Annotated in this window: 20 protein-coding genes; 8 read left to right on the top strand and 12 right to left on the bottom strand. The window is 58.9% G+C overall.

What is annotated here, in order from left to right:
• Positions 1 to 14 precede the first annotated feature (14 nt).
• The gene (locus VR74_RS21275) at positions 15 to 179 is read left to right on the top strand and encodes a hypothetical protein (protein WP_299951104.1); all 165 of its coding nucleotides are present in this window, start codon (positions 15 to 17) and stop codon (positions 177 to 179) included.
• A gap of 460 nt (positions 180 to 639) precedes the next feature.
• On the opposite strand, the gene VR74_RS17535 is transcribed toward VR74_RS21275, so the two are convergent.
• The 6 genes from VR74_RS17535 to VR74_RS17510 all read right to left on the bottom strand — a co-directional run bounded on the left by VR74_RS17535 (position 640) and on the right by VR74_RS17510 (position 6,409).
• Positions 640 to 1,761 (bottom strand): AAA family ATPase, encoded by a 1,122-nt coding sequence (locus VR74_RS17535; RefSeq protein WP_045698965.1) that lies wholly within the window; start codon positions 1,759 to 1,761, stop codon positions 640 to 642.
• Positions 1,754 to 2,794 carry a hypothetical protein gene (locus VR74_RS17530; RefSeq protein ID WP_045698964.1) on the bottom strand — a complete coding sequence of 347 codons (1,041 nt, stop codon included), beginning with the start codon at positions 2,792 to 2,794 and terminating at the stop codon, positions 1,754 to 1,756. Before VR74_RS17530 ends, VR74_RS17535 begins: the two co-directional genes overlap by 8 nt.
• Entirely contained in the window at positions 2,791 to 3,183 is a 393-nt protein-coding gene (locus VR74_RS17525) for a hypothetical protein (protein WP_045698962.1), read from the bottom strand. The genes VR74_RS17530 and VR74_RS17525 overlap by 4 nt, the downstream gene beginning before the upstream one ends.
• Positions 3,180 to 3,446, bottom strand: a complete 267-nt coding sequence (locus VR74_RS17520; RefSeq protein WP_299951101.1) for a helix-turn-helix domain-containing protein — start codon at positions 3,444 to 3,446, stop codon at positions 3,180 to 3,182. The genes VR74_RS17525 and VR74_RS17520 overlap by 4 nt, the downstream gene beginning before the upstream one ends.
• 187 nt (positions 3,447 to 3,633) lie before the next feature.
• A complete protein-coding gene (locus VR74_RS17515) occupies positions 3,634 to 4,695 on the bottom strand; it encodes a site-specific integrase (protein WP_045698958.1) in 1,062 nt (353 codons plus the stop codon).
• Between the two features lie 362 nt (positions 4,696 to 5,057).
• A protein-coding gene (locus VR74_RS17510; protein WP_299951160.1) for an IS3 family transposase occupies positions 5,058 to 6,409 on the bottom strand; the annotation gives its coding sequence in 2 pieces (ribosomal slippage) (positions 5,058 to 6,073 and positions 6,073 to 6,409; 1,353 coding nt in all).
• 635 nt (positions 6,410 to 7,044) lie between these two features.
• Between VR74_RS17510 and VR74_RS17500 the strand changes: the two genes are divergently transcribed.
• The 5 genes from VR74_RS17500 (at position 7,045) to VR74_RS17480 (ending at position 14,057) form a co-directional block, all read left to right on the top strand.
• The gene (locus tag VR74_RS17500) at positions 7,045 to 7,818 is read left to right on the top strand and encodes a glycoside hydrolase family 16 protein (protein WP_045698953.1); all 774 of its coding nucleotides are present in this window, start codon (positions 7,045 to 7,047) and stop codon (positions 7,816 to 7,818) included.
• A 23-nt stretch (positions 7,819 to 7,841) separates the two neighbouring features.
• Positions 7,842 to 8,717, top strand: a complete 876-nt coding sequence (locus tag VR74_RS17495; RefSeq protein ID WP_299951098.1) for a hypothetical protein — start codon at positions 7,842 to 7,844, stop codon at positions 8,715 to 8,717.
• Between the two features lie 32 nt (positions 8,718 to 8,749).
• On the top strand, positions 8,750 to 11,026 hold the full coding sequence (locus VR74_RS17490; protein ID WP_045698951.1) for a polysaccharide biosynthesis tyrosine autokinase: 2,277 nt from the start codon (positions 8,750 to 8,752) through the stop codon (positions 11,024 to 11,026).
• Between the two features lie 9 nt (positions 11,027 to 11,035).
• Positions 11,036 to 12,511: an oligosaccharide flippase family protein gene (locus VR74_RS17485; protein ID WP_045698949.1), complete on the top strand. Its 1,476-nt coding sequence runs from the start codon at positions 11,036 to 11,038 to the stop codon at positions 12,509 to 12,511.
• Positions 12,512 to 12,587: 76 nt separating this feature from the next.
• A complete protein-coding gene (locus tag VR74_RS17480) occupies positions 12,588 to 14,057 on the top strand; it encodes a hypothetical protein (protein ID WP_299951095.1) in 1,470 nt (489 codons plus the stop codon).
• 22 nt (positions 14,058 to 14,079) lie between these two features.
• Here the strand turns inward: VR74_RS17480 and VR74_RS17475 are convergent, their stop codons facing one another.
• From VR74_RS17475 to VR74_RS21270, 3 genes are read right to left on the bottom strand one after another with little or no spacing between them, the layout of a single operon-like run.
• Entirely contained in the window at positions 14,080 to 14,973 is an 894-nt protein-coding gene (locus VR74_RS17475; RefSeq protein ID WP_045698945.1) for a glycosyltransferase family A protein, read from the bottom strand.
• Positions 14,960 to 16,183: a glycosyltransferase family 4 protein gene (locus tag VR74_RS17470; RefSeq protein WP_299951092.1), complete on the bottom strand. Its 1,224-nt coding sequence runs from the start codon at positions 16,181 to 16,183 to the stop codon at positions 14,960 to 14,962. The genes VR74_RS17475 and VR74_RS17470 overlap by 14 nt, the downstream gene beginning before the upstream one ends.
• The gene (locus VR74_RS21270) at positions 16,180 to 17,793 is read right to left on the bottom strand and encodes a hypothetical protein (RefSeq protein WP_299951089.1); all 1,614 of its coding nucleotides are present in this window, start codon (positions 17,791 to 17,793) and stop codon (positions 16,180 to 16,182) included. Before VR74_RS21270 ends, VR74_RS17470 begins: the two co-directional genes overlap by 4 nt.
• Before the next feature lie 426 nt (positions 17,794 to 18,219).
• On the opposite strand from VR74_RS21270, the gene VR74_RS17460 reads away from it, so the two are divergent.
• Positions 18,220 to 19,278: a GNAT family N-acetyltransferase gene (locus VR74_RS17460; protein ID WP_045698940.1), complete on the top strand. Its 1,059-nt coding sequence runs from the start codon at positions 18,220 to 18,222 to the stop codon at positions 19,276 to 19,278.
• A 454-nt stretch (positions 19,279 to 19,732) separates the two neighbouring features.
• Positions 19,733 to 20,038: a transposase gene (locus VR74_RS21610; RefSeq protein ID WP_366462820.1), complete on the top strand. Its 306-nt coding sequence runs from the start codon at positions 19,733 to 19,735 to the stop codon at positions 20,036 to 20,038.
• Positions 20,039 to 20,191: 153 nt separating this feature from the next.
• Here VR74_RS21610 and VR74_RS17450 read toward each other — a convergent pair whose 3' ends face one another.
• The 3 genes from VR74_RS17450 to VR74_RS17440 all read right to left on the bottom strand — a co-directional run bounded on the left by VR74_RS17450 (position 20,192) and on the right by VR74_RS17440 (position 23,830).
• On the bottom strand, positions 20,192 to 21,256 hold the full coding sequence (locus tag VR74_RS17450; protein ID WP_299951086.1) for a GNAT family N-acetyltransferase: 1,065 nt from the start codon (positions 21,254 to 21,256) through the stop codon (positions 20,192 to 20,194).
• A 65-nt stretch (positions 21,257 to 21,321) separates the two neighbouring features.
• Positions 21,322 to 22,554 (bottom strand): class I SAM-dependent methyltransferase, encoded by a 1,233-nt coding sequence (locus VR74_RS17445; RefSeq protein WP_299951083.1) that lies wholly within the window; start codon positions 22,552 to 22,554, stop codon positions 21,322 to 21,324.
• Between the two features lie 16 nt (positions 22,555 to 22,570).
• A complete protein-coding gene (locus tag VR74_RS17440) occupies positions 22,571 to 23,830 on the bottom strand; it encodes a class I SAM-dependent methyltransferase (protein WP_045698938.1) in 1,260 nt (419 codons plus the stop codon).
• Between the last annotated feature and the right edge of the window lie 10 nt (positions 23,831 to 23,840).

Here is a 23,840-nt window from a genome sequence, read left to right as displayed (position 1 = left end):
CGTTGCATCAAGGCTTGGCGGCTGACTTCGGCGACGGCCTTGGCGTCGGCGGCTGCGGCTTCGTTCCTGGCCCGATGGGCTTCGGCGGAGCGCTGGCGCTGCTCGGCGTCGTGCTTGTCGGACTGGGAGAACGCGCTGCGGGGGTCGTTGGCGTGGCGGGCTATAGTGATGCGCATTAGTCGTCCTTTCGTGGTGGGTGCCGGGGCGGGCCTCGCGGGAGGAGAAGGCCCAACCCGCCCCGGCGCGGGGGTGTTTATGTCCCCGCTGTCTCGTCTAAAGTTACCTGCAGAGTTACTTGCGCCGCAAAAGCCTCGTAACTGCGGGGTTTTCGATCTTAGGTGCTAACCGGCAGCAGGTTGGGGTCTGCTTTTTGGGTCGCCGGAAACGCGCCATTGCGGCCACTGTACCGCGCCCATCGAGGATGACTCGCGCAAACATCTGCCAATCGCGAAGAGCCCAGAGGGGAGGGGCCTATATCCCCTCTGGGCTAGGTTTCTCTAAAGCCGGAAACCCGAAGAACGTTAGTTCAAACGTACATTCGTTTGAACGTAACTTCTTCGTAGTTTCCTTTAGGAAACCAGGATGATTTAAACGTACGTTCCGTGAGTTCCGCCGTGAGTTCCGCCTCGGAATGTACGGTCAAAACGGGATGTCTCCCTGATCCGGGTCGTGCGTCGGTTTGGCGACCGCCTTCTTGTTGCCGTTGACCCACTTCTCCTTCGCTTCGACTGCGCCTTCCTCGACCAACCGGTCGAGCGTCTCGCGGACCACCTTAGTCGACACGCCCAGCAATGCCGAAAGCTCGGCATCGGCCCGGCCCTTGGTCGTTCCCTTCTTGGCCAGCGTCCAATCGTTCTCGCGCAGAAGGTTTAGGACCAGATTGTCGTCGATCTTTGTCGGAGCATGTTCCAGCACCGCGCGCTGCATAGCCGGATAGCTTTCGCCGTTCGGGTGCTCGACCGATTCAGTCCGCAACCACTTGTCGCCTTCGCGCGGTGCATAGTTCTGCTTCGCGGAGGTTACGTGCTGATACCGCCAGTAGTCCTTCTGCTCTTCCTTCGGGAGGAACGCAGCGTCGGCCTTGTCCAGCGGCACCAGCGTGACGACGCACCGCGCCGCATTGACAAGGGCCGAACCGCCGCGCGCCGAGTCTTGCTCGCCGGCAGACATGTTCTTCCGGCCGTGGTGAACCGCGAGGACAGCCGCACCCGTATCGCGCGCCAGAGCCCTTAGCGCCTCCATCACGCGCATCATGTCGCCGTTGCTGTTTTCGTCGAGCCCGGCGTGGGTCTCGACCAGCGGATCGATCACGATAAGGGCGGCGTCGATCTCGCGGGCCTTGCGGAGCAGGGCGTCGTACAGCGGCGTTTCGGTCGGCTTGCCGTCCGTCTGCGCCAGCAGCACGAGGTTCCGCAGGTTGGCTGTAAACAGCCAGCCCGGCTCGGGCCTGTCCTGTACGTGGCCGATGCCGTAGAGGCGGCGCTGGATTTCCATCTGGTCGTCCTCGGCATTGAGCAGAAGGACGCGGCCCCGCTTCCGGGCTTCCCAATGTGCCCAGCGGTTGCCGTTGGCGACCATCACGGCGAACTGGAGGGCGAGCAGGGACTTACCGGCTCCACCTTTGCCCGCTATGATATTGACTGCCCCGCCGAGCGCGATGCCGGGGATAATCCAAGGCCGGGGCTCGATGTCGCCTTCGGGCGCGATGTCGATAAGTTCGAGTTCCATCGGCTTCGGGTTCGCTTCTTGTAACTTAAGCATCGACCTGCCTCCCGTTCTTCTTCAGCCAGTCTTTTATCTGTTGGGCGACATGCCGCTCCGGGTCGCTCCGGGGGTCGCCGTTGGCTTCGTAATAAGCCCGGTGGCTGACGGAAAACTCGTCTACCGGCTCGCCCAGCAGGCAGGCGGCCACGAGGTCAATATCGTATTGGCTGATGGGGCAACGTTCGCCCAGCACTGCGCCGAGGAAGGCGAACTCGTGTTCCGAGCGGGACGGCACGTCCGGTCGATTGACCAGCAACCAGAAAGCCCGGTCGGAAAGACACTCCCGGACCCGCTCCATCGTGAAGCCTTCGGCCGCGAAAGTCACATCGGCCACCTGCATCGTCACAGGCGGCGTTGCACGACCGACTTCGGCCATGGGTAGCCGCGCGGCCCAATCGGCGTGGACGACGCTGCAAAGCGTCTGCCTGCCCGGCTTTCGGTTTATCGTGCCCGGAAGGCGCCAAACGTGATCACAGGTCCAGCAGTTCTTATCGACCGGGACGACGGCGGCCATCTGGTCCCGGAGCCAAAGATTGACGGCTTCGGCGTCGGCTGTGTCGGCTGTATATTGATCGAATCGCCAGTGTGCTTGATAGCCGCCGCCGGTAAACGCCACATAGGTGGGAACCCAGTCGAGGTAGCTGACCAGCGTGCTGGCAACGTCGGGGTCCCAGCCGGTGCCATCGACATCGAGCCACACGCCCACGGCCAACTCTATGTCCGCCTTCGTGGGCTTGCTGACTTCGGCCATGCGGTGCGAGTTGCCGACGAAGTAGACCGACCGGCCCTTCTCCTCGTTCCACCACTTCGCACCCCATGCAGCCTTGCGGATGGTGGGATACTGCTTCGTGTAGAAGCGCCGGGTCTCGTGATCGAGAAACGAGAGGGTTGGCTGCTTCCGACCGAAGTTCCGCAGGAAGCTCTCGATCTGATTTACTTCAGGCCCAGAGGGTTTACTTTGGAGGGCGAAGGCTTGGTCGGCTTTCTCTGCGGTAGGGCCTCCGGCGTCAGTGCTGGGGGCCTTTATCATTGGACCATCCCCCAACTCTCAAGTAGCTCGACGCACGACTCGTCGATCACGACGAGCGTTACCGCCGCCGGGTTGTAGAGCGGAAGCACTTCCACGAGCGCTAGGTCCCACCGGCTTTTAAGAATAGTCCGACAACGTTCAATCGCGTCCGACGCGAGGGAGGGGCGATAGGGGCTGGTGATGAGGGCGAACGTTTCGCGCCCGCCGCAGATGTATTCGGCATGGTCGATCAGCCGAAAGGGCTGCATGATGTCGGAGATTGGCAGATGACCGCGCGCCCAAGTGTGCCGGGGCACCACTGGTCGCCATTTCTCCCGGATGATCGCGCGTTCATTGGCGACGCGGGAGAACCGGAACGGCTTTTCAAGTTCGATCTTGTGAAGGGTCATTTCTGGCCCCTCCGTCGCTTGTCCAGCCATTCGACAATGTCGCTTCGGCTGTAGAGGACGCGGCTGCCGACCTTGAGGTAAGGTGGGTGGCCCGGCGACGCGAGCGAGCGCCCGACCTCAAAGAACGAGACCGATAGCCCGGTCATTTCTGCGACCTGCTTAGTGGTGAGGTAATCTTCCTCGGCCCGTATAGGCGCGCTCTGCGCCTGTACGACCGACATTTCTTCACGCACGATTGCGCGAATACGGGTTTCGATATCCACAAGGATCTCCGATCAAAACAGAATTTGGGTTTTGATCGGCGACAGGCTGACCGGCATGAATCCGGCACTCTAGATCTTGTCTCATGCCCCCGCCTAAACATGGGGGCTGCCGGACTGGCTTACTTACTGCCCGTGCGAAACGGGGCTTACGCCAGTCAAGTGTTACATAGGCGAATATCGTGCCAACTTAAAGGCTCAACTTCGCTTCTACAGTATTGGCGATGCGCTGGGCCCAATCAGCAACAATATCGGGGGCAATATTGCGATGGCCATACAGGTCGGTCGTGCTCCGCTTCTCGCTATGGTTCATCAGCCGCATAACGATCGGGAAGGGGCACCCCGCCTCTACTTCGGCCACGTACCGCCAGAAGTGGCGCAGGGCGTGCTCGGAGCAGAGGTGCCGAATGGAGGGCGGCTTCGGATTGACGATGTGGCCCGACTGTCCCGGAAAGATCCACTCGCCCATGCGAGGCATGTCCCGGACGACCGCCAGCGCCTGATTGGACAGTGGCAAGTCGAACGCCTTTTCCGCCCCTCCCTTGGGCTCGGGCAGGTAGAGCCAGCCGTTGCGCAGGTTGTCATGGCGCGCGGTCTTCACATCGTTCTCGCGCAGCCCAGTGAGGGCAACGAAGCGCCAGTAACCCCGGACGACGGGGGACTCGGCGCGTTGGATTTCGGACCACCATGTGTCTGGGTCAATGACTCTGCGCTTGGACGAGGGCGGTTTTAGCCCGCCAATGCCCTCACCGGGCCACGGGTCGTCTGAGACGGCTCGGTGCATCGTGCCCCAGTGGCGCAAGATGTCGTTGGCGGCATGTACCGAGGACTTGGCAATTTCAAGTTGTAGGGCGGACACCTGCCGCTTTGTCCAAGAAGTAAGCGGGCGGTCCATCTGGTCGCCCAGATGCTTGCGGAATTGCCGGCGGCGGTTCTCTACCGTGGCTTCCGACGCGCCGTTGGCCAGCGCCCGCTGTGCCCAATGCTCTAATGCTTGGGACAGGGTATCGGCCCGCGAAGAGCGACCCCGCGCGGCGAGGTCGGCGGCGCGGTCGCGGGCGGCGCGCAATCCGAACTCGGGCCACCGGCCCAGTGTGATGCGGGCACCGCCGCTACGCTGGAACACCCACGCCTTGCTGCCGGACTTGCCAACCCGGCACCCCAGACCGGGATTCTGCTTGCACCAATAGAGGCCGGACTTCTGGGGGCGGTCCAGCCATGCTTCTGTTAGCGTCGTGCTGCTGCGGGCCATGCGAGTAACTCTCCAAGTAACTTCCTTACAAAAACAACCTATAGTTGCGTAGTGCAGAAAAGCTATTGGAATCAGTGTTCTCTAAGGCATGGAAAGTTCCATAGTGAGCATACGCTTACCTTGCCAAGGTTGGGGTCGAGAGTTCGAATCTCTTCGCCCGCTCCAGAATAACGCCCATAAAAATCAATAAAAACAGTACCCTAAGGGGCCTTATGACCCCCTGCGTCTGACTGTGTGCGGATTTTGACCTACAAACAGGCCTACAATCGGGGTTGGGTCGTGGATAAAGAGTGTCCGTCGTCAGGTATTTTGAGACAGAAGACTGCCTGACTTAAGGAGGGTCTGGCGCATCTGGATTTTAGTTAAGCAGCAGACTCGGCGCGCTGCAAGCGCCGTAGTTTCATGGTCCTCCTTTTGATTTTCTCACGTTCGAGCAGGATGGTCTGCCCGCAGCCGGTGTAAACATCGGCCGGGGTCAGGTTTTTCAGGCTCTCGTGATACCGCTGATGATTGTGGTGGCCGACGAACGCGTCGATCTGCGCTTCAAGGTCTCCGGGCAGGAAGTAGTTCTCCAGCAAGATGTGGCTCTTCAAGGTTTGGTGCCAACGTTCGATCTTGCCCTGGGTCTGGGGATGGTAAGGCGCACCGCGTGTATGCTTCATACCCTTGTCGGCGAGATATTTGGCCAAGTCGCCAGAGATGTAGGATGGTCCGTTGTCTGACAGCAGGCCTGGGCGGTGAACGACGTTGGCGGTTTCGAGCCCCGAAGCATCGAGCGCCAGGTTGAGCGTGTCCTGCACATCACTCGCCGCCATGCCCGTGCAGAGCTTCCAGGCGATGATGTAGCGGGATAAGTCATCGAGCATCGTGGAGAGATAGAACCACCCCCAGCCGATGACCTTCAGATAGGTGAAGTCGGTCTGCCAGAGCTGGTTGGGTGCAGTGGTCTTGTCGCGGAACTCCCTGGCGGCTTTCATCACGATGAAGGCCGGGCTGGTGATCAGGTCATGCGCCTTCAGAAGCCTGTAAACACTGGCTTCCGAGACGAAGTAACGCTTCTCGTCCGTGAACGTCACCGCCAGCTCCCGGGGCGAGAGCTCCGGCTGGTCGAGGGCCATTTCCAGAACCCGGTCACACACCTGCGCCGGGATGCGGTTCCAGACGCGGCCAGAGCCGCCGCGCCGGTCTTCCAGCCCTACCTCGCCGAACCGCCGGTATAGGTCATACCAGCGATAGAAGGTCGGACGCGACACGCCGATCTGATCGAGCGTATTCTTTACCGGCTGGTGCGAGTTCTCGACCAGCCGGATGATTTCGAGCTTTTCGGATGCGAGGTATCTCATTCTTCGCCGCCCCCATCCCCGATCACGCTTTTTTTCAGAATGCGGTTTTCCAGCGTCAGGTCAGCCACGACCTCCTTCAGGTCGCGCATCTCACGCTTCAGGCCCGTCACTTCGCCGGACATCGCCTGACGCTCAGTGTCGCCTGACAATCGCTTCTTGCCGGCTTCGAGGAACTCCTTCGACCAGGTGTAATACAGCCCCTGCGTGATCCCCTCACACCGGCACAACTCGGCGATCGAGTACTCGCCGCGAAGGCCTTCAAGGACAATCCGGATATTCTCCTCGGCTGAAAACTTCCGACGGGTCTGACGCTTGATCGCTTGCACATGCTTCTCGGACGAAGACTCTTTCGGCCCGGATTTCTGTCTGATCTTCACTCCTCGTATCAGTTACGATGAGCCAGAAATCCTCCTTAAGCAATTTGGCCGATCTGTCTCACAGTCGCTGACGGGGAACAGTCCTCCTGAGGCCGAAGCTCATTCGGCATCACAAGCTGACATGCCGGCTGACGATCCAGAGCGGCCTTTAATTTTCCAACATGAAGATCGGCGTGTGAACCCACTTTGATCTCAGCAAATCCAAAAAGCCGCTTCGACCTTCACTGTTAAAACGAATTTTGACCCGGCTGCTATCTTGAGAACCAGCTACTCGGTCACCTGTAAATAGGCATAAGGCCGCTGGCCTGCCCAAGCCTCGTTAACGGGCGCGTAAAAACTCCCCGATTTCGCGCAATTTAAGGTACGTCGTCTTGCGAGCGACGGGGCAGGATGTTAATAAAAACTTAAGTGAGAGTAAGGATTTCACGCGTCAGGGGAAAATGAATACTTGAGTTCTGTTTCGCTCGAGTCTTTGGGCTGGGTTCCGCGCGAACTTCTTACAGCGATCTTCCAAAGATTGTCACTCACACGACCTAGAGGGGACAAAGCGGTTGATCGGGACATCACAATTGTTGCAGGCGGCCAGACCGCCAAATCGATCCGTTCTTGGTGCAGCCGTAGGCGCCGTGATGCTTGGGTCATGCTCTAATGCCCAGCCCGTCGTTGAAGACTGGGGCGACCTCGAACTGTCTGGTTACGAACTGTCATTCTCAGAGGAGTTTGACGGCCCTCTCGACGTGTCGAACTGGGGTTGCAACACGAAATGGATCGCGCACACGCCCTGGGCGGGAGATTTTGGCGCGGCGGCTTTCTCCGAGCCGAGGCTCGGTTTTCCGTTTACGATCTCTGACGGGATCCTGGCAATCGAGGCGCGCCGGGCCGAAGATGGCAGCTGGTGGTCAGGGCTGCTGGCATCATGGGACAAGTGCGGCAGTGGTGCGGCGGCCCAGTACGGATATTTCGAGAGCCGGCTGCGCGTTCCAAAAGATCCTGGGTTCTGGCCCGCGTTCTGGCTGATCGGTGTCGTCAGTGAACCGCACGGGACCGCCGAGATAGACGTCTTCGAGCACTATACGGTCAATACCGGGTCTTTTTCGACAGGTTTCCACAAGCACCCCGGCTCAGATGGTTCTCCAAAAATAAGTGACGGTCTGACTTATACCATTCCTAACGGCACGCGGCTTTCCGATTTTCACCTCTACGGCGTTCTGATCGACGAAAAGGAAATGGTCATGTACTTTGACCGAAAGGAAATCTGGCGCGCACCAATGCCCCCTGAGTTCCGCCAGCCCATGTACCCATTGATCGACCTGGCCGTCGTCGCGAACGATATCAGCGCCGACACACCGGACAGGGCCAAGATGTTCGTCGATTACGTCAGAATTTATCAGAAACCTTGGTAGCCGATGCAGACGGGACGCAGAATGTGAAGAAATTCTTGGAAGCAGCTGCCATGCCATTGATCCGCTATGCGTCACGTTCTTATGTTGCCGGCGATAACGCGGCGTCGGCCGCCAGGCTGGCCGAGACCGCGTCTCAGCACGGATTTTCTTCCACGCTCTGCTACTGGAATGACGGGCGCGAGGAGCCGGCTTTGGTGGCCCGCAGGTATCACGAAGCGATCGATACGATCGACAGGGCGCGGCTCGATTCATACCTTGCGCTCAAGATTCCGGCGCTTTGGGACAATTTCGATCTGGCTGCGGAGATCGTCACTCATGCACGCGCCTGCAGGGTTCCGGTCGTGCTCGATTCACATGCGCCGGAACAGGCCGATGCGAATTTCGCTTTCATCGAAAAGGTTGGTCCTGATGGCATGGGCTGTGCGATTCCGGGCCGCTGGCGGCGGAGCGCAGCGGACGTCGAACGGGCCATTGCGCTCGGTGTTCAAGTACGGGTGGTGAAGGGCCAGTGGGTCGATCCCCAACAACCGGACATCGATCTTCGGGCGGGCTATCTCGCATTGATCGACCAGCTCGTGGGCCGCGCGAAGCATGTGGGAGTAGCCACGCACGACGGATGGCTCGCCCGACAGGCGTTCGATCGTTTGCGGGCCGCGCAGACATCTTGCGAGCAGGAGCTGGTCTATCCGGATCCGACAAACAATGCCGTCGATGTCGCGATAGATGCTGACATCCCCAGCCGACTGTACATTCCTTTTGGCACCGCCTGGCTGCCCTATTCGGTTTCGCGCGCCGCGCAGAAACCGGAAGTGCTGCTCTGGCTGGTCAAGGACCTTTTTACGTCAAATCGATTTCAAATGCCGACCCGGCGCTCTTCGAGCGATGGCCTGGCCCAATAAGACTGGACGCCGATCCGATGAACAGAATCGATATGAGCGCAAATGAACGTCTCGACAGCGGCCTGACCGCTCGGCCGGAGAGCGATAAGCTTGACCTAAAGTCAATTCTTTTCGTTATCCAGCGTCGATCGCGGCTGATCCTCTCGATCATCGCCGGCGTCATGGCCTTGACACTTTTCCTTACCAGCCAGCTTAACGACGTCTACACGGCCAGCGCACGCGTGCTGATCGACACGCGCGATCGGCAGATTATTGATGACAAGATATCGACGACCGCACGACCGGATTCGACCCTCATGGACACGGAAGTCAAGCTCATCATGTCGCGCAAGGTGATGAACCGTGTGTCCAAGCAGCTCAACCTGGTCGAAGATCCTGAATTCAATCCGCTGCTGACGAAGCGGAGTGCATTCGAAAAATTCACGGACGATGTGTCGGCCTGGCTGGCGCGTCTGGCGTCGCCGCGGGGCAGCCCAGCAACCATCGCGACCACCGAAGACACTGACGATAATGCTATTCTTGACACGGACAGCACGCCGGCGGAACGCCTCGCCTTCAAGCTGTCTACAGACCAACTGGAAAGGACTGTTCTGGCCTACCGCGATGGATTGACATTCGTCATCCAGGTCAAGGCGACGAGCCGGGATCCCGAAAAGGCGGCGGCTATCGCGAACGCCGTCGTCAAGGCCTATATCGATGGTCAGCTTGAATCGAGGATCGCAGAGACCCAGAAGGCAAGCGACTGGCTGGAGCAGAGGCTCGAAGTTCTACGCAACGACGTTCGGGATGCGGAGAAGTCGGTTGAGGCGTTCCGCTCAGAGCAGGGCATCATCGAGGCCGCCGGCATCAGTACGATCGAAGCCAAGATCGCCGCACTGACACCACAGCTGCTGATCTTGCAGGCCGATCTTGTGGAGAAACAGTCGCGATACTCGGAAGCCTTGCGGCATTCGGGCGCGGATACCGATTCGGCCGACAATACCGACGTGATCAGTTCGCCATTGTTGACGATGTTGCGTGGTGAGCGCTCCGGGCTCGCAAGAAAGTTTGCGGAAATTTCGGCTCAGTATGAGGAGCGCCACCCCGCATACATCAGGGCGAAGACCGAGATTGCCGACCTCGACAAATCAATCGCACAAGAGCGCAGTCGCATCCTGTCCGGCCTCAAAAGTGATGTCGAAGTCGCGCGCAGCCGCGTAGCGGCTGTCGAGGGTTCGCTGAGTGAACAGAACGGCCAGTTACGCCGGAGCAATATTGATCAGATCGCGCAACGAGAGCTCGAGCGCGAGGCGAACGCGTCGCGGGTACTCTACGAGTCCCTGCTCGGCAGAGCGGCCGAAGTGACCCAGGCGGTCGAACTTCAGCAATCCGATGCTTACCTCGCCGCAGCCGCCGAAGTGCCATCGGAGCCCAGTGCACCGGACCACAAACTCAACATCCTGTTGGGGCTGGTGGCATCCCTCGCAATTGCGGGGCTGACCGTGCTCATTCTCGAATTTCTTGAGACCGGCTTCGTCAGCGCGGACGATATCGAACGGGACATCGGCGTTCCTGTTATTACGACAGTCGCGGAAGCGCGGGGGTTCAAGCTGCTGAAGAGCCCGACGGTCGGCGACCTACTGGCATACTTGACGGAAAAGCCGTATTCGGCCTACGCCAATGCAATTCGAAGTTTGTATGCGGAGATCCACAAGCACCGGGTAAACCGGGAGGCGTTTGTTGTCGCGTTCACCTCGTCGCTGCCAGGCGAGGGCAAGACAACCATGTCGTTGTGCCTCGCGCGGATGGCGGCTGGCCATGGTGAGCGTGTCCTGCTGGTTGATGGGGATATTCATCATCGGTCCTTGTCGGCGCTTTTGGCGACAGACACGGACGCAGGCTTCCTGGAAGCGCTGTCGAGCCGCATCGATCCGCTGAGCGCCATTCAGGACGTCAAAGAAACGAAGCTAAAGATTCTGCCGGCTGCCACCACGCGCAATGATGATCTTACTGTGATCCTTCAGGAAGATTGCCGGGCATTGTTTGCCAAACTGAAAGGCGACTTTGATCTCATCATCGTCGATTGCCCACCAGCTTTGCCCGTCCTCGAGGCAAGTACGATCAGCTCGGCCGCCGATATCGCTCTGTTTGCCTCGCGTTGGAAGAAAACCGACAAAAAAGCTGTAAGACGCGCGGTCAGGCTGCTCGCTTCGCACGGCACCAATGTGGCCGGGATCGTGCTTACGCGCGCCGACCTTCGCAAACAGGCGCTCTACGAACAGTTCAATGGTGAGCACTACAAATTGTATTCTGCCTATTACCATGACTAGTCGGCGGTGATGAGCGAACCAGACTCCATCGCCGCGTCACCAACAGACGCCCAAGGCGCCCCGCATGCCGGGCGGTGGACCCTTGTTTCGCGTGTTTTTGCGCAGGCGTCACAGCTCATCGTCTTCGTGTTCGCTGTGCGCTTTTTGTCACCGGCCGAATTCGGTTTGTTTGCGCTGGTTCAGGCAACATCCGTGATCCTTTTCATCGCGGCGAGCGCCGGTTGGCGCGAAGTGATCGTCAGCAGCGTGGAGGACCAGCATGATATCGAGCAGGTTACAACTTATGCCCTGGGAAGCGGGGCGCTTCTTTGCATCGTCGGCCTTGTCATCGCAGGTGCGATTGAAGTCTTTTTGCCGGGCGGCCGTGCTTCGCCCTTGATGGCGCTGTTTTCCGTTTGCGTTCTGGCCGCACCCGTTTCCAACGCATTTGCAGGAATGCTCGTACGGACAGGCCGTGTTTTTGACTTTGCTGCGAGCAGCATTGCCGCCGAAGTCGTGGGTTTCGTTGTCACGCTCTCAACATTATTCGCAGGACAGGGGGTCTTCTCGCTGGTGTTCGGAAAAATTGCCTACCAGGTTTCGGCCACTGCGCTAATGTGGTTTCAAACACGCTGGTTTGGACCGTTTGTCTGGCGCGGCCCCCGGACGCGTCTGCTTGTCTCCACATCGGTACATGTCTTCATGAACCGGTCGATCCTGTTCCTGCAGAACAATGGCGCAACGTTTGTCGTCGGCGCTTTTCTCGGTCCTGCGAGTGTCGGCTTTTATCGGGCTGCAGAACGCGTCGTGGCTTCGGTCGCAGAACTTGTGATGGAGCCCGTGCGCATGATCGCGTGGGTGTATATTCGACGAGCGGCTGAGAGAGCCGGCGACGGACCCGGCAGACAGGCTTACCTTGCAGCCGAAGCTACCCGGATCCTGCCGATCATGATGATGGCTGTGTCTCCGGTCCTCGTCGGCCTGTGTTTGGTCTCGCATGATGTCGTGACGCTCGTTCTGGGACCCGAATGGGCGCCTGCTGCGCCGGTTGCGGCGATCCTTGCGATCAGCGGTATTTCATACGTACCCGGAACACTTACTGAGCCCCTTCTCTCACATATCGGCCAGGTCAAGCAGATGCCGCGGATCTTGTTGCTGAATTGTGCTGTAACGCTTGTCTTCACTTTCGTCACGGGCAGCTTCGGCCTGATCCCGCTTGCCCTCTCGACACTGGCATCGGGGCTATTCAGCTTCATTACAACGCTCTGGATCATGCAGAAATATGGCGAATTATCATGGCGTGCGGCTGCCCGCCAGACAAGGCCCGTTATCGTGCCGTTGCTGGCGATGGTGACCGTTGTGCTGTTGCTGCAATGGGCCGGCGCAAGTTATGGCATACACCGGATTCTTATTCTGGGCGTACAGGTGCCTGTTGGTGCCGCAGTTTACGTGGCGCTCCTGTACCGCGTGCGACCCGACGCAGTCCAGCAGATCGTGAGCCTCTAGACCATGCGGAAAGCAGGACCGGATGTTTTTCCCTGCGAACACCTGGCAGTGTCCGCCCTGAAGGTGAGTGTCTGACGTGCAATTCTCTCTGATCGGCTTTTTCATCCTTGCGCTCTGGGGGTTTTTCGCTCTCAGGGGCGTCTCATCCGCCGTTCGATTCACACTCCTGATGATTCCGCTGGGCGCGACGTCAGTGATCGAACTGCCGGATAGCGGCATGAGCCTGATCGCACTTCAGGTTACGGCGGCCCTTACGACCGGTTTCGCTTTCCTGTTTTCGTATGGTGGTCAGCGCCAGACCTCCTCGTCGGGACTGCGCACCTCGGTCGTGCTGATGGGCACACTTTGTGTCTATGGCGCCATCTCGGCATTTTTCTTTCCGCGATTATTCTACGACAAGGTGCTCGTCGTACCCTATGCGGGGACCTATGACGGTCAGCGCGTCAGCGAAGCCTTCTCAACGACGATTGTTCCACTGGCGCCCGTCTCGTCGAACATCTCACAACCAGCCTACCTTGCTGCCAGTTTCGGATTCTACATGGTCCTCTTGTGGATCGGGCGGATAAGGGGGGCGAAATTGTTGTCCGACGCAATTCTGATGGCGGCGGTGGTGAATATTGCGTTCGGTGTGCTCGACTATTTTCGGCTGGACATGTTCCTCGAATATTTCCGTACAGCGGACTATGCGATCTTCACCGATACTGGCATTATGGGTGCGGACCGCCTGATCGGCGGTTTTCCAGAACCTGCCGCATTCGGCGCCACCAGCATTACATTTGCTGCGTACGGACTTTCACGATTTATAGACAGAAATGACAGGGTGGCATGCGCAATCGGCTTGATCAGTGCCCTGTTTGGAATGCTCGCACTTTCAACAACGGCCATTTTTGGTGCCGCAATCATGATTATATGGCTTTTCGCCCGTATCGCACAAGACGTCTACTACGGTTCGAACGGCAAGCGGGGCGCGATGATTCTGCTAGCGAGTTCCATCGTCAGCGGATTTCTGATTGTCGGGCTCTCGTTCACGCCCTTCCCGGACTATGTCATGGAGATGTTGAACACGCTCGTGTTCAGCAAGGCTGACAGCAGTTCCGGGCTCGAGCGAGGATTCTGGGCGGCATCGGGATTTAAGGTGTTTTTCGAGACATACGGTCTTGGAGCCGGACTCGGTTCAGTCAGATCCAACGGCTTGCTGCCGGTTATACTCGCTAATGTCGGACTCATAGGTCTTGTCCTGTTTCTGGGGTTCCTGTGGGCGGTCTTTCTGAAGAAACTCCCCAAAGTGTTGCCGGCCTCTTCGCCGGCGGTTGAGGCGAAAAGCCTGTTTCGTGCCGCGAGCGCCGGGGCGTTCGTCAACCTTGCAATGGCGGCTGTATCGGGCGTGTTGGTTGATCCCGGCATCACGTTCTTTACGTTTGCGGCGATCGCCGTCATTGCCCGCGACGAGATCGCTGCGACGATCCTTCGTCCGAAGCCGCGCATATCGGCTGGCCGGGCCGGTCCGACCGGGGCGGCCGATCATGTGAGCGCCCGCACCGCTTAGTGCGGTCAGACGAGCGCCTGTTTCAGAGATCGAGAATTCTGCCGGGTGACAGCCGGCCCCGCAGCAAATCCATGAAGGCCATCGTGTTGCCGCGCAACCGGCCCCGCCGATCGACCCAGGGCTCAGGCCGGACCGAGCGGACAATATTTATCGCCAGATGGCGTGCGACGTTGCCGAAAAGGTAGGCGCGTGGTGCAGGGCTGCGCGACAAGAGGTAAATTGGGTTGGCGATCTGCGAATAGCCAAACCTGACCCCTGAGGTCCGCCCGCGCTTGACGCCGCGGTGCGCGCCTACGAGGCGGTTGCACTGGATCAAACCCGGCGAGCGGGCGAATTTCGACGTCAGCGCCAAATCTTCGAGCCAGCCATAAAGTGGCAAACTCTCATCAAAGCGGTTGGCGCCAAGTACGCAGGTGCGGATGGCCATGTTGCATCCGTAGAGCCCTTCGCGGGGACGGATGCGGTCGTCGCCCTCAGGCCAGTTCTGCCGGTACAAGGCAATCTCGGCGAGCGTCTGTTCGCGGCTGAGGCCTGGGCCCGTCACCCCGTCCGCAATGACGAGACCGGTCGCCCCGCCAAGATTCGGGCGTGAAATAAAGCAGCGTTCCAATTCGAGCAGATAGTCTGGCGCGGGAACGAAATCGTCATCGAAAAATATCAAGATATCGGCATCAGACGCCGCCCGGTCGATGGCGAAGTTACGTTGCGCACAGGAACCCTTTTTCGGCGAAACAAGTATCTCGTGTCCGGATGGCAGGGGGCCGGACGGAGCATCTTCTTCATTTACCACACTGAATATCACGCGGTCCGGTCGGCGTATCTGGGCGTCAAGATCGCGAACGAGGTCTTCAGCCTCGGCGCGTCGCCCAAGCGTGGCGACGATAACTGCCATCCGCAATGTCTCAGGCGAATGCATGCAGTTGCTCCTTATAAAGATCGAGAAGCGCATCGCGCCATTGCTCGGGTGTCAGCGACAGGGACCGGCATTGGTCGAACGCCGCCTCACTCGCGGCTCGCACAACGGTGTCATTGTCGAGTTGCACGACGGCGTTTGCGAGTTCTTCCGGAATACGGCGGCTTGCGAGGAAGGCCGCGCCTCTGGCGGCGGCCTGGCGCCCAACAAAGGCATCGTCGAATGAGATCAGCGGCACGCCGGATTGCAGAGCCTCAAGCGCCACCAGCCCGAACGGCTCCGGCAATCGGCTCGGCATGATCAGACCGCGCGCTTCCGAAATCAGATCAGCGATATCCGAATGCGTCCGCCAACCTTCCCACTTGATAGCGGGAAATTCTGCTGCGAGCGCAGGCCTGCTCGCACCATCGCCAATCACCCGCAAGCGGCGGCCTGCCGCATGAGCAGCGCGGGCCGCGAGGTCGACTCCCTTTTCTACTTCCACCCGCCCGATGAAAAACAGGTCAGAATTCCGCTCAGCCTGGACCCTCTCGCCCCGGAAGGGGATCACGGGATTGGGGACGATCCGGATGCGCTCAGGTGCGACGCCGCCACGCGCAAGCCATGGCGCCATTCCAGGATGAATAGCAGCAACCAGAGCGCGACTCTTTCCGAAATCCACAAGTCTGCGGAGTAGCACCGAACGGGATACGCGGTACGCCTTGTCTGCCCGGCTTCGCTTGTCGCAATTGGAAGCGAGGCAGGCGGGTGACAGGGGAGTCAGATTGCACACTTCGTTCGTCTTGAAATTGAAGTAGGAACCGTTTGGGCACACCAGGCTGAAATCGTGCGACGAAATGACGAGGCGGTCGGCTACCGGACCCAGCGCTGCAAATATGGCCGGAGAAAATGTCTGCGCCCAGCTATGCAGATGATAGACGGTTGCCGGCGTGTCATGGCGGGCGATAATGGCTCGGATGAAATTCGCTGCCGATATATGGTAAAGGCCATTTGCAATGCGCCCCGGCATAGGCTGCTTCAGGAGTGCGGCGCTGCCGAGAGGCTCAATATCAATACCGTTATCTAGTTTGGCATCGGCTGCATCGTCTCCTGTCACATACACAACCTTCATACCAGCTTCATGAAACAGCTTTGCCGACAGCAAAGCGAGTGCCGCGGCTCCGCCGAGCGCGACGGAACTGTCATTGATGATGACGATCTTGTCCGGTGTCATGTCAGTGCCCGTTCCTCGACATCGCCTTCTTTCAAGGTTTGGACCGATTGCCGCGCGTCGAGGATGACCGTACCATCGGCGCTATCGATGTGATGGGCGCCTTCAAAGAAGCGGACGGGACGCTCGGTATACTGATCGGGGTTCAGCACCGCGATCTCCATAATGTTCAGTCCATAGCCATAAATGCCATAACGGTTAGACTGCGAGGGCCTGTAGAGTTTTCCGCCTTCCTGGAAGATCCGGCCGCCATTCCTCGCAAATCTCGCATCAATGACGATCGGATTGCGTACGTGCGGCCGAAGGTTTTCCAGCAGCGGTCCATCAGCTTCAAACAGATAGAGTTCGGTACTGTGTTCACCGAGGTGCGTGCGTGCGAGGCTGGTGAAGAGCCACCATCGTCCTTCGTACCAGCAAATGGCAGAGTCAACCGGCATCTGACCGTCAAGCGCCGTCGAAACGAGTTCCCAACGTACGGGAAAATCGATGCAGCGCCACACTTCGATCCGGTTACGCGATGCCGTTTCTGGCATCATGTATGTTTCGCCATCATGTTCGTAGACGTACGGAAAGGAATAATGGACTGGATCATCCAGCACGGGAACAATTTCGCCTGGCTGGCCCGTACTCATGTCGGCGGCACCGATATAGCCGCGCCCGAGACGGTAATCATAGACTTCACAGAAAAGTGTCAGCTTGCCGTCCTTCGCGTGAAGGAACGGATCGGCGAGAAAGTAATTGCCATAGGTTCCTGTCTCCGCGGTGCGCGCCGGGTCGAACGTCAATGGGGTACCGGAAGCTTTGACAAGCCTGAATTCCGGTTTCATTTTGCCGGTACTCAAGGCGATCGGCGCGCTTGCGGCGGACGCTAACTTTTTTGTGCCCCATCTGCCGACATTGATCAAATGAACCAGCGCATCTGTATGTGCTGGATCTTTGGCGCGGCTGTCGGTCAACGACGAAGAACTCGCGTCTATCCTCAGGCTTCGGCTCGCTAGCTCCCGAGTCGTCAGCGCGGTCGCAACGCGTCGAGCCTGGCGCAAATTGCGCACGGCACTCACCTTTGCGCCACAGGTGCCTGTCGCCAGAACCCTGCGATCACCTTGCCGGATGAGATCGATGAAAAACACTCCTCCGGGCGATGCAGCCGCCTTCATCCCGAAACCTTCACAGCCCATGGCGTCGCGCAGGAAGTTGTATGTCCAGGTTTCGTTAATCGGACCGGGCATTGAGTGTTCGAGAGTGCGGGCAGGTGTCGCCAGATCTATCAGCACATCGACGGCGCACGCGGAGACACCAGCTAGACGGTCGGCTTCGCACGCCTCAGCGGTCAGGAGCCGCAGGTTTTGTCGGGCGCAGAACTGCGTCCAGCCGATCGCCGCACCCTCGTCGATGCCGAAAAGAACTTGATCGATTCCGAATGCGAGACGGTCCTGGATCGAAAGGTGCGCAGGTCCTTCCTGGCAATTCTGCGCTGCAATGAATGCGAGTGACACGCCAGGCACTCGCAGTATTTCATCTATCAGCTCTGCTTGCCACGCTTCAACGCGGCGGTGCGCATCGATACGCACGGCCACTGTTTGCGAAAGCCGGCGATGATCGTCTGGTTGCATGTTCATCACCATACGCGTCAGGTACACCTCTCCAGGGACCGATCACACGACGCGCGCGTTCCAATCAGCACGAACAAATCAAATCCCTGCCTCTGGCGCTTGCGACACCCGCCCGTCCGGGAAATCTCGCCGCCTGTACGATGAAACAAACGCGATGCCTGCTCTGCCAAAAGACGCTGACGGCCGGACACTCCCGGCCTGGCTGGCATGTTGCAAAAAAGACGATTGCAGTGCAAGTAGTGTCATAATAATTAATCACGTGTGCGGACGTCAACTGGGATCTATCTATTTGAATGACATAGAAGGGGCGACGGGGCGATGCCTTTTTCTCTAATCACGCGAAAAAGAAATCTGGATGAGGCGCCTCTGGATACTTCAATGGCTGGTTGTAAAAGTATATCAGTCAAGACTGTGCGGCCAGTCGACTTGACGGAAGAGCATCTGTCGGAATGGAACGAAATTCTGTTGCGGCGCGCCGATCTCGACAGCCCGTTTCTGTCACCTGAATATGTCCAGGCAGTCGGCAGCGCTCGCAACGACGCGCGGGTCTCGATCCTGTCTCGTGCCGGGCAAACGATCGGATTTTTCCCCTACCACCTCGCGGCGCGCCGAATCGCCAAGCCGATTGGTGGTCCGATGACGGACTACCAGACCGCGATACTCGATGCGGGCGTCGACATGACCGCAGACAGCCTTCTCACCGCGTGCGGGCTGAGCGCGTATGATTACAATCATGGTCTGGCTTCGCTGGACTGGATGGGCGCACGTGCGCTCGACTTCACTTTTTCTCCGCGCGTCGAGTTTCGTGACGGCGTTGACGCCTATGTCGCCAGTCTCAACAGTCGCCAACGGCAGAAGATCAAAGAGGTGGATCGGCGGATGAGCAGCCTAGCTGAGGAAAAAGGTGAGATTGAGTTCTTCTACGACGACAGAGACCCGGCCGCCTGGACCTGGCTTGTGGACATGAAAACGAAGGCTCTGGCGGAGCAAGGCCTGCAAGCGGGATTCGATAGGCTTTGGGTCAAAGCCGTTCTTGCTTCGTTGAAGGCGACGAAGACGCCTTCGTTTACGGCGCGCCTGTCAACGATGCGCATCCGCCGTCAGATTATCGCCGCACATTTCGGGATGCAAAAGGGAGCAACCATGTGCTGGTGGCACACGACCTACGATCAGGATTTCAAAAAGTATGGCCCCGGCGTGGGCTTGATTATCCGGTGCATGCGGGAGGGCGAGCGATCGGGCCTCAAAGTGATTGATTTTGGCCGCGGCACCCAGGAATACAAACAGAAATTTGCAAACGCCCAAACTGCCTTGTGCGAGGGCTCGATATGGCGGACCGGAACATACGCGGGTGCGTTACGCAATGGCCAGGCAGCGGCTTTGGCAGTGGCATCGCTTATCCCCCTTGGCAAGTATGCCGACCTGCCGCGGCGCGGATCCACTCGGCTCATCGCTAGCGTTCGGCTGCCGAGCCGGAATGCCTAGTCGTAAACCGGGGCAGCGCAGTGACAAGGGTCCGGACCCATTAATGGGATTCCTGTCCGGTTCGGATCATGATTCACTGCCTCCGTTTCAGGAGGATAGGTGGGCCCGTCTGATTTCTTCTGGTTTTCTGATGAGCCGTGGGCCTGGATCGAACCGCTGCGGCCGACGGATACGAGCGGAATGGCGCCGGTTGATGGACGGCGCGTCCTGTCGGGGATAGTCCACGCCCTGAAGATTGGGGGCGACGGGCCGGTTGTCCCCGCGACGTATGCGTCCCGAAGAAGACACGCTGCAATCGCTTTGTGCGCTGGGCCGAGCGCGGGGTTTGGGAGGACATCTTCGCTGGCCCCGCAGGTGCTGAGGATACGTCCGACAGAGTGTTCATCGACAGCACCTGCATCAAGGTCCAACGCTGCGCGGGCAGTAGAGTGAAGGACCAGGCGTTTGATCGAGGATCAAAAGCGTCCGGAACGGGGGTTTTGCGCACGGTATCGGCGTTACCAAAGCAGACCGCAACACAAAGCTATACTCCGTCTGCGACGAGAAACGTCGCCCGCTCGTCCTGATGCTCACGTCCGGAAACGTGCATGATTGCAAGGTTGCAGAGGCGTGTCTGACCGCGCTTCCACCGACCGCTCATCTTGTCGTCGATAAAAGATATGACAGCCAGAATCTGCGCGAGTGGCTGGAAAATTGCGGCAACGAACCCGTCATTTCACCGCGATCAAATCGCAAGGTCCTGTACGCCTATGACAATTGAACCTATCGCCAGCGCAAGGTCATCGAGCGCATGTTCTGTAGGCTGAAGGACTAGCGGCGTATCGCAACTCGCTTCGACCATAACAACACCAAATTCATGGCGGCAATCGCCATAGCAACCGCTGTCATCGGGTGGCTGTAATGAGTCTGGACCCTAGGCTGAGGCATCCGGAGGGGTTCGAGAAAAGCGTGTGCCCAGCCTGCGCATCGCAAGTTCACCCGTATCAGCCAGGAGCGTCCAGGCGCCTGATGCATTGTAGGGATAGAGTCGTGCATTTACGATGGGACGTGCCTCTGTTGTCCAAAGTTTTGTCCAATCTGCCTCTCGCCCGAGAAATTCGTAGGCGGCGATGCCCTTGGTTGCAGCATAGCTGATCGTTTCACGCATGAGCAAACTACCCGGTGAACAACGCCGATAGGTCTCGTCATACCCGATTTTAAGGAGCCAGAATGCGTTGTAACATTCGACGGCAAATTGCATGGCTGCCGGAGCGCCGTCGATCCGCAGGAAACACAGGCGCAGAATGCCAGCGTCGGCGGCAAGGCGCGCGTACTCCTTGTAGAAAGCGCCCTTTGCGGCATCGCTTGCCATTGCTGTTCCGGACCGACCTTTCCAGTTCTTTTCCTCGACCGCAAATGCCTCAAGAACGAGGGAATCGACCTCCGCGCAGCCGGGTGAAATAATCTCGTAACTGACCTTTCCCGCTCCCGATGCCAACCGGCCCATGCGCCGGAGATCGGAACGGCGACGGGAACTCAGTTGGCTTTCCGGTGCGCACCATTGAGGCCCGAGCAGGATACGGGGCAGGGCCCTGCCGGGCACGGCATGGCGCACAAACAATGCCTTTCCCCGCGCGGCCCGCGTCATCGCCTGCAGAAAGCTGGAATTCGCCGGGTAGTGTCCGAAGCGCAGTGGGCGCGATGACCTTGCAAGCTGCCTTACGAGTACCTCCTCCGCCTCAGCGTCCTGCGCCGCAACTTCAACCGATTCCCACAGGTCCTCTGCGCCCAGCAAAGTCCAGCGACCTGTTCCGCTGACCGATTTGGCGAAAGCTGCGAGTGCGCGCGGCGCGGACGGGTCGCCGACAATCACGACATCTATTTCACCCTTTGCGAGTGTCGCTGCATATGCCCGCGCCCAGAGGTGTGACTGCATCGGAGTCCGGTAGCGAGTCTCGGCATTGTCCCAGGCACGATCAGATACCTCGCCGAATCCCACGTGCGCAGCCTGGCGGATGGGTGGAGTCTGCGAGTCGAACATGTCTTACGAACTCGCTGCGTCGGTCAAAGACTCACAATCCTCGGCGTCAGGCCTATCTTTGCAAGATCGGCGCGGATCTCTTCCTCATAGACGCGGTTCATGCAGATCACCAGGCCGGGCCTGATTGCGGCGAGTTCGGCTGGTGGCACGATCCGCTGGGCGGTAATCGGCATGAAGTGATTGTGCCGGTGCGGATTGATGTCGGTGACATAATCAATATCAGCCCCCGCATCGAGTGTGCTTAGAAACGACACTGCTTTGGAGCCTGACCCCCAGAGAACGATCGTGTCGCCCGCTGCTTTGGCCTCCTCGATGACGCCGCGCCAATGGTCCAGCCTTTCGCGGCAGCGCCGGGCGAAGGTATCGATCAGGCCAGCCATGATCGCAAGATCGTCCTCACCAGGCTGCGGCGGCTTGGGCGGCGCACCGGCGGCCCGTGGTCTCGCTTCGATCGTCAGATACTGTTCGCCGTATTCGGTCGCGATATCGAGCGCGTCGAAGCCGATTGCACGGAACATCCGCCCGATCGAGCCGACCGAAAAGTAAGCACAGTGTTCGTAATAGATGTCTTCAAACGCACATTGATTGAAAATTCGGAAGGCCTCCGGGACCTGGAAGAAGACCACCGCATCGGTCTGGTCACCCAGACCGCGCCGAACCGTTGACACGAACTGCCCGGCGCGCGGAATATGTTCGAGCGTCATCTTGCAGGCGAGGAAGTCGACCTTGTGGTCGCCATAGGCCTCCGAATAAAAGTCCGGGATGAACTTGAGCAGACCCGGCGCAGCTGTCTCGACGCGCTCAAGGTCGACACCTGGGTCGATACCTACGCCGCGATTGTTGCCGAGCTCAGCGAGCAAAACGAGAAACTCGCCCTTGCCACAACCGATCTCCAGTACATCCTTGTCATGCAGGTCGTAGGTATTGACGAGCCTTTCGGCCAGCTCACGATGGAATCGGTTGAACGTTCCCGAGAAGGCCTGTGTTTCCTCATAGCGGCCAGAATACTCGGTCTTGGCGAGGTCAAAGGCGGTATTGAAGACGAAACCGCACAGGTCGCAGAAACCGAGGGCTATGTCCCCAGTGGGGTAGGCGCGAGCTTCTTCTGGCGTCGACAGGAGAATGCAGCTGTTTGTTGGCACATTGCGCGCGGTGTAGAAGATGCGCATCGGTGCTTTTTCACAGGCCGGACAGAGGCAGGCAGCGCTGTCTGTCCCGAGCGATGTCACTTCGCGCGTATCTGCGGCTTGGGGCATGGCGGTCTCCGCTTGTTCAGACAATGCGCGGCACAGGCACGGGAATAATGAACTTGCCGCCTCGGGCGCGATACTCGCTCTGCTGCTCAAGAATTTCGTCGGCGAAATTCCAGGCCAGCATAAGTACATAGTCCGGCTGTTCTTCGACGAGCGCTTCTGGCGGCCGGATCGGGATCTTCTGTCCGGGCATGAGTTTGCCGTGCTTGTGAACGTTGCGGTCCACGACAAAGTCGATGAGGTCGGTCCCGATGCCCGAATAATTGATCAGCGTTGCCGCTTTCGCAGCTGCGCCGTAGGCGGCGATCGATTTGCCGTCCGCTTTCAGGGCATGGAGCATTTCCATCAACTTGCTCCGCAGATCCTCCACGCGAGAGGAAAAGTCGCGGAAGTAATCGAGCGTGTCGAGTCCTTCGAGCTGTTCGACGCGCAGCTGCTTGCGCACACTTTCACCCACACGTTCGATCGGTTCTAGATAGTAGCGAATTGATCCGCCATGGATCGACAAGTGCTGGATATCATTCAGGAACAATCCGTGGCGACGTGCCAGAGCGTCGACGGAGGTGACAGAGAAATAACACATGTGCTCATGATAGATCGTGTCGAACTCGACATGATCTATCAGATCCTTGACGTACGGTGCCTCAATCACGGCTAAGCCTTCGGGCGCCAACAGCTCCGCAATTCCTGCAACGAAGCCATTGGTATCGGAGACATGGGCAAGCACGTTGTTTCCGTGGATGACGTCGGCGCGTACGCTTTGGGCGCGCAAGTCACGCGCGAGGTTCAGCGAAAAAAACGCATTGAGCGTTTTGACGCCGACCTTTTCGGCGGCTGCCGCGGGCCCGATGGCAGGATCGATGCCAAGCACAGGGATGCCGGCCTCGCAATAATTTTTCAGGAGGTAGCCATCGTTGCTCGCCAGTTCGATGACGAGGCTATCCTTGCCCAGCTTGCGCCGCTCGATCAGGTCGAGGGCGTTGGCGCGCGAATGCGCGAGCAGGGCAGGGGAGAATGACGAATAATATGGATAGGCGGCTTCAAAAAGCAGTTCCGGATCGACTGTTTCGGTAATCTGGACAAGTGTGCAGTCTTGGCAGAACGCGACACGGAGCGGAAACTCGGGTTCCGGTTCGTCACGGCGCGCGACGTCGACCAGCCGGTCGACCAGCGGCGTGATACCGAGATCGAGAAAGACGTCGAGGTCCGAGCCGCCGCATGAACGGCATTGGGTGATTGTCTGCGAACGCGAAGGTGCGAGGGCGATTGTATCTGGCATGGACTGGCCT

It is taken from the genome of Hyphomonas sp. BRH_c22 (assembly GCF_000961795.1).
In the GTDB taxonomy this organism is placed as follows: domain Bacteria; phylum Pseudomonadota; class Alphaproteobacteria; order Caulobacterales; family Hyphomonadaceae; genus Hyphomonas.
Note: the sequence above shows the minus strand (reverse complement) of the source record. Positions and strands in the feature narration are given on the sequence as shown.

Coding starts and splice junctions, on each gene's coding strand:
- VR74_RS17530 (WP_045698964.1), bottom strand. CDS start 2,794: ATGATAAAGGCCCCCAGCACTGACGCCGGAGGCCCTACCGCAGAGAAA.
- VR74_RS17515 (WP_045698958.1), bottom strand. CDS start 4,695: ATGGCCCGCAGCAGCACGACGCTAACAGAAGCATGGCTGGACCGCCCC.
- VR74_RS17470 (WP_299951092.1), bottom strand. CDS start 16,183: ATGACACCGGACAAGATCGTCATCATCAATGACAGTTCCGTCGCGCTC.
- VR74_RS17485 (WP_045698949.1), top strand. CDS start 11,036: ATGAGCGAACCAGACTCCATCGCCGCGTCACCAACAGACGCCCAAGGC.
- VR74_RS17535 (WP_045698965.1), bottom strand. CDS start 1,761: ATGCTTAAGTTACAAGAAGCGAACCCGAAGCCGATGGAACTCGAACTT.
- VR74_RS17525 (WP_045698962.1), bottom strand. CDS start 3,183: ATGACCCTTCACAAGATCGAACTTGAAAAGCCGTTCCGGTTCTCCCGC.
- VR74_RS21270 (WP_299951089.1), bottom strand. CDS start 17,793: ATGCAACCAGACGATCATCGCCGGCTTTCGCAAACAGTGGCCGTGCGT.
- VR74_RS17500 (WP_045698953.1), top strand. CDS start 7,045: ATGCTTGGGTCATGCTCTAATGCCCAGCCCGTCGTTGAAGACTGGGGC.
- VR74_RS17445 (WP_299951083.1), bottom strand. CDS start 22,554: ATGCCCCAAGCCGCAGATACGCGCGAAGTGACATCGCTCGGGACAGAC.
- VR74_RS17475 (WP_045698945.1), bottom strand. CDS start 14,973: ATGCATTCGCCTGAGACATTGCGGATGGCAGTTATCGTCGCCACGCTT.
- VR74_RS17490 (WP_045698951.1), top strand. CDS start 8,750: ATGAGCGCAAATGAACGTCTCGACAGCGGCCTGACCGCTCGGCCGGAG.
- VR74_RS17440 (WP_045698938.1), bottom strand. CDS start 23,830: ATGCCAGATACAATCGCCCTCGCACCTTCGCGTTCGCAGACAATCACC.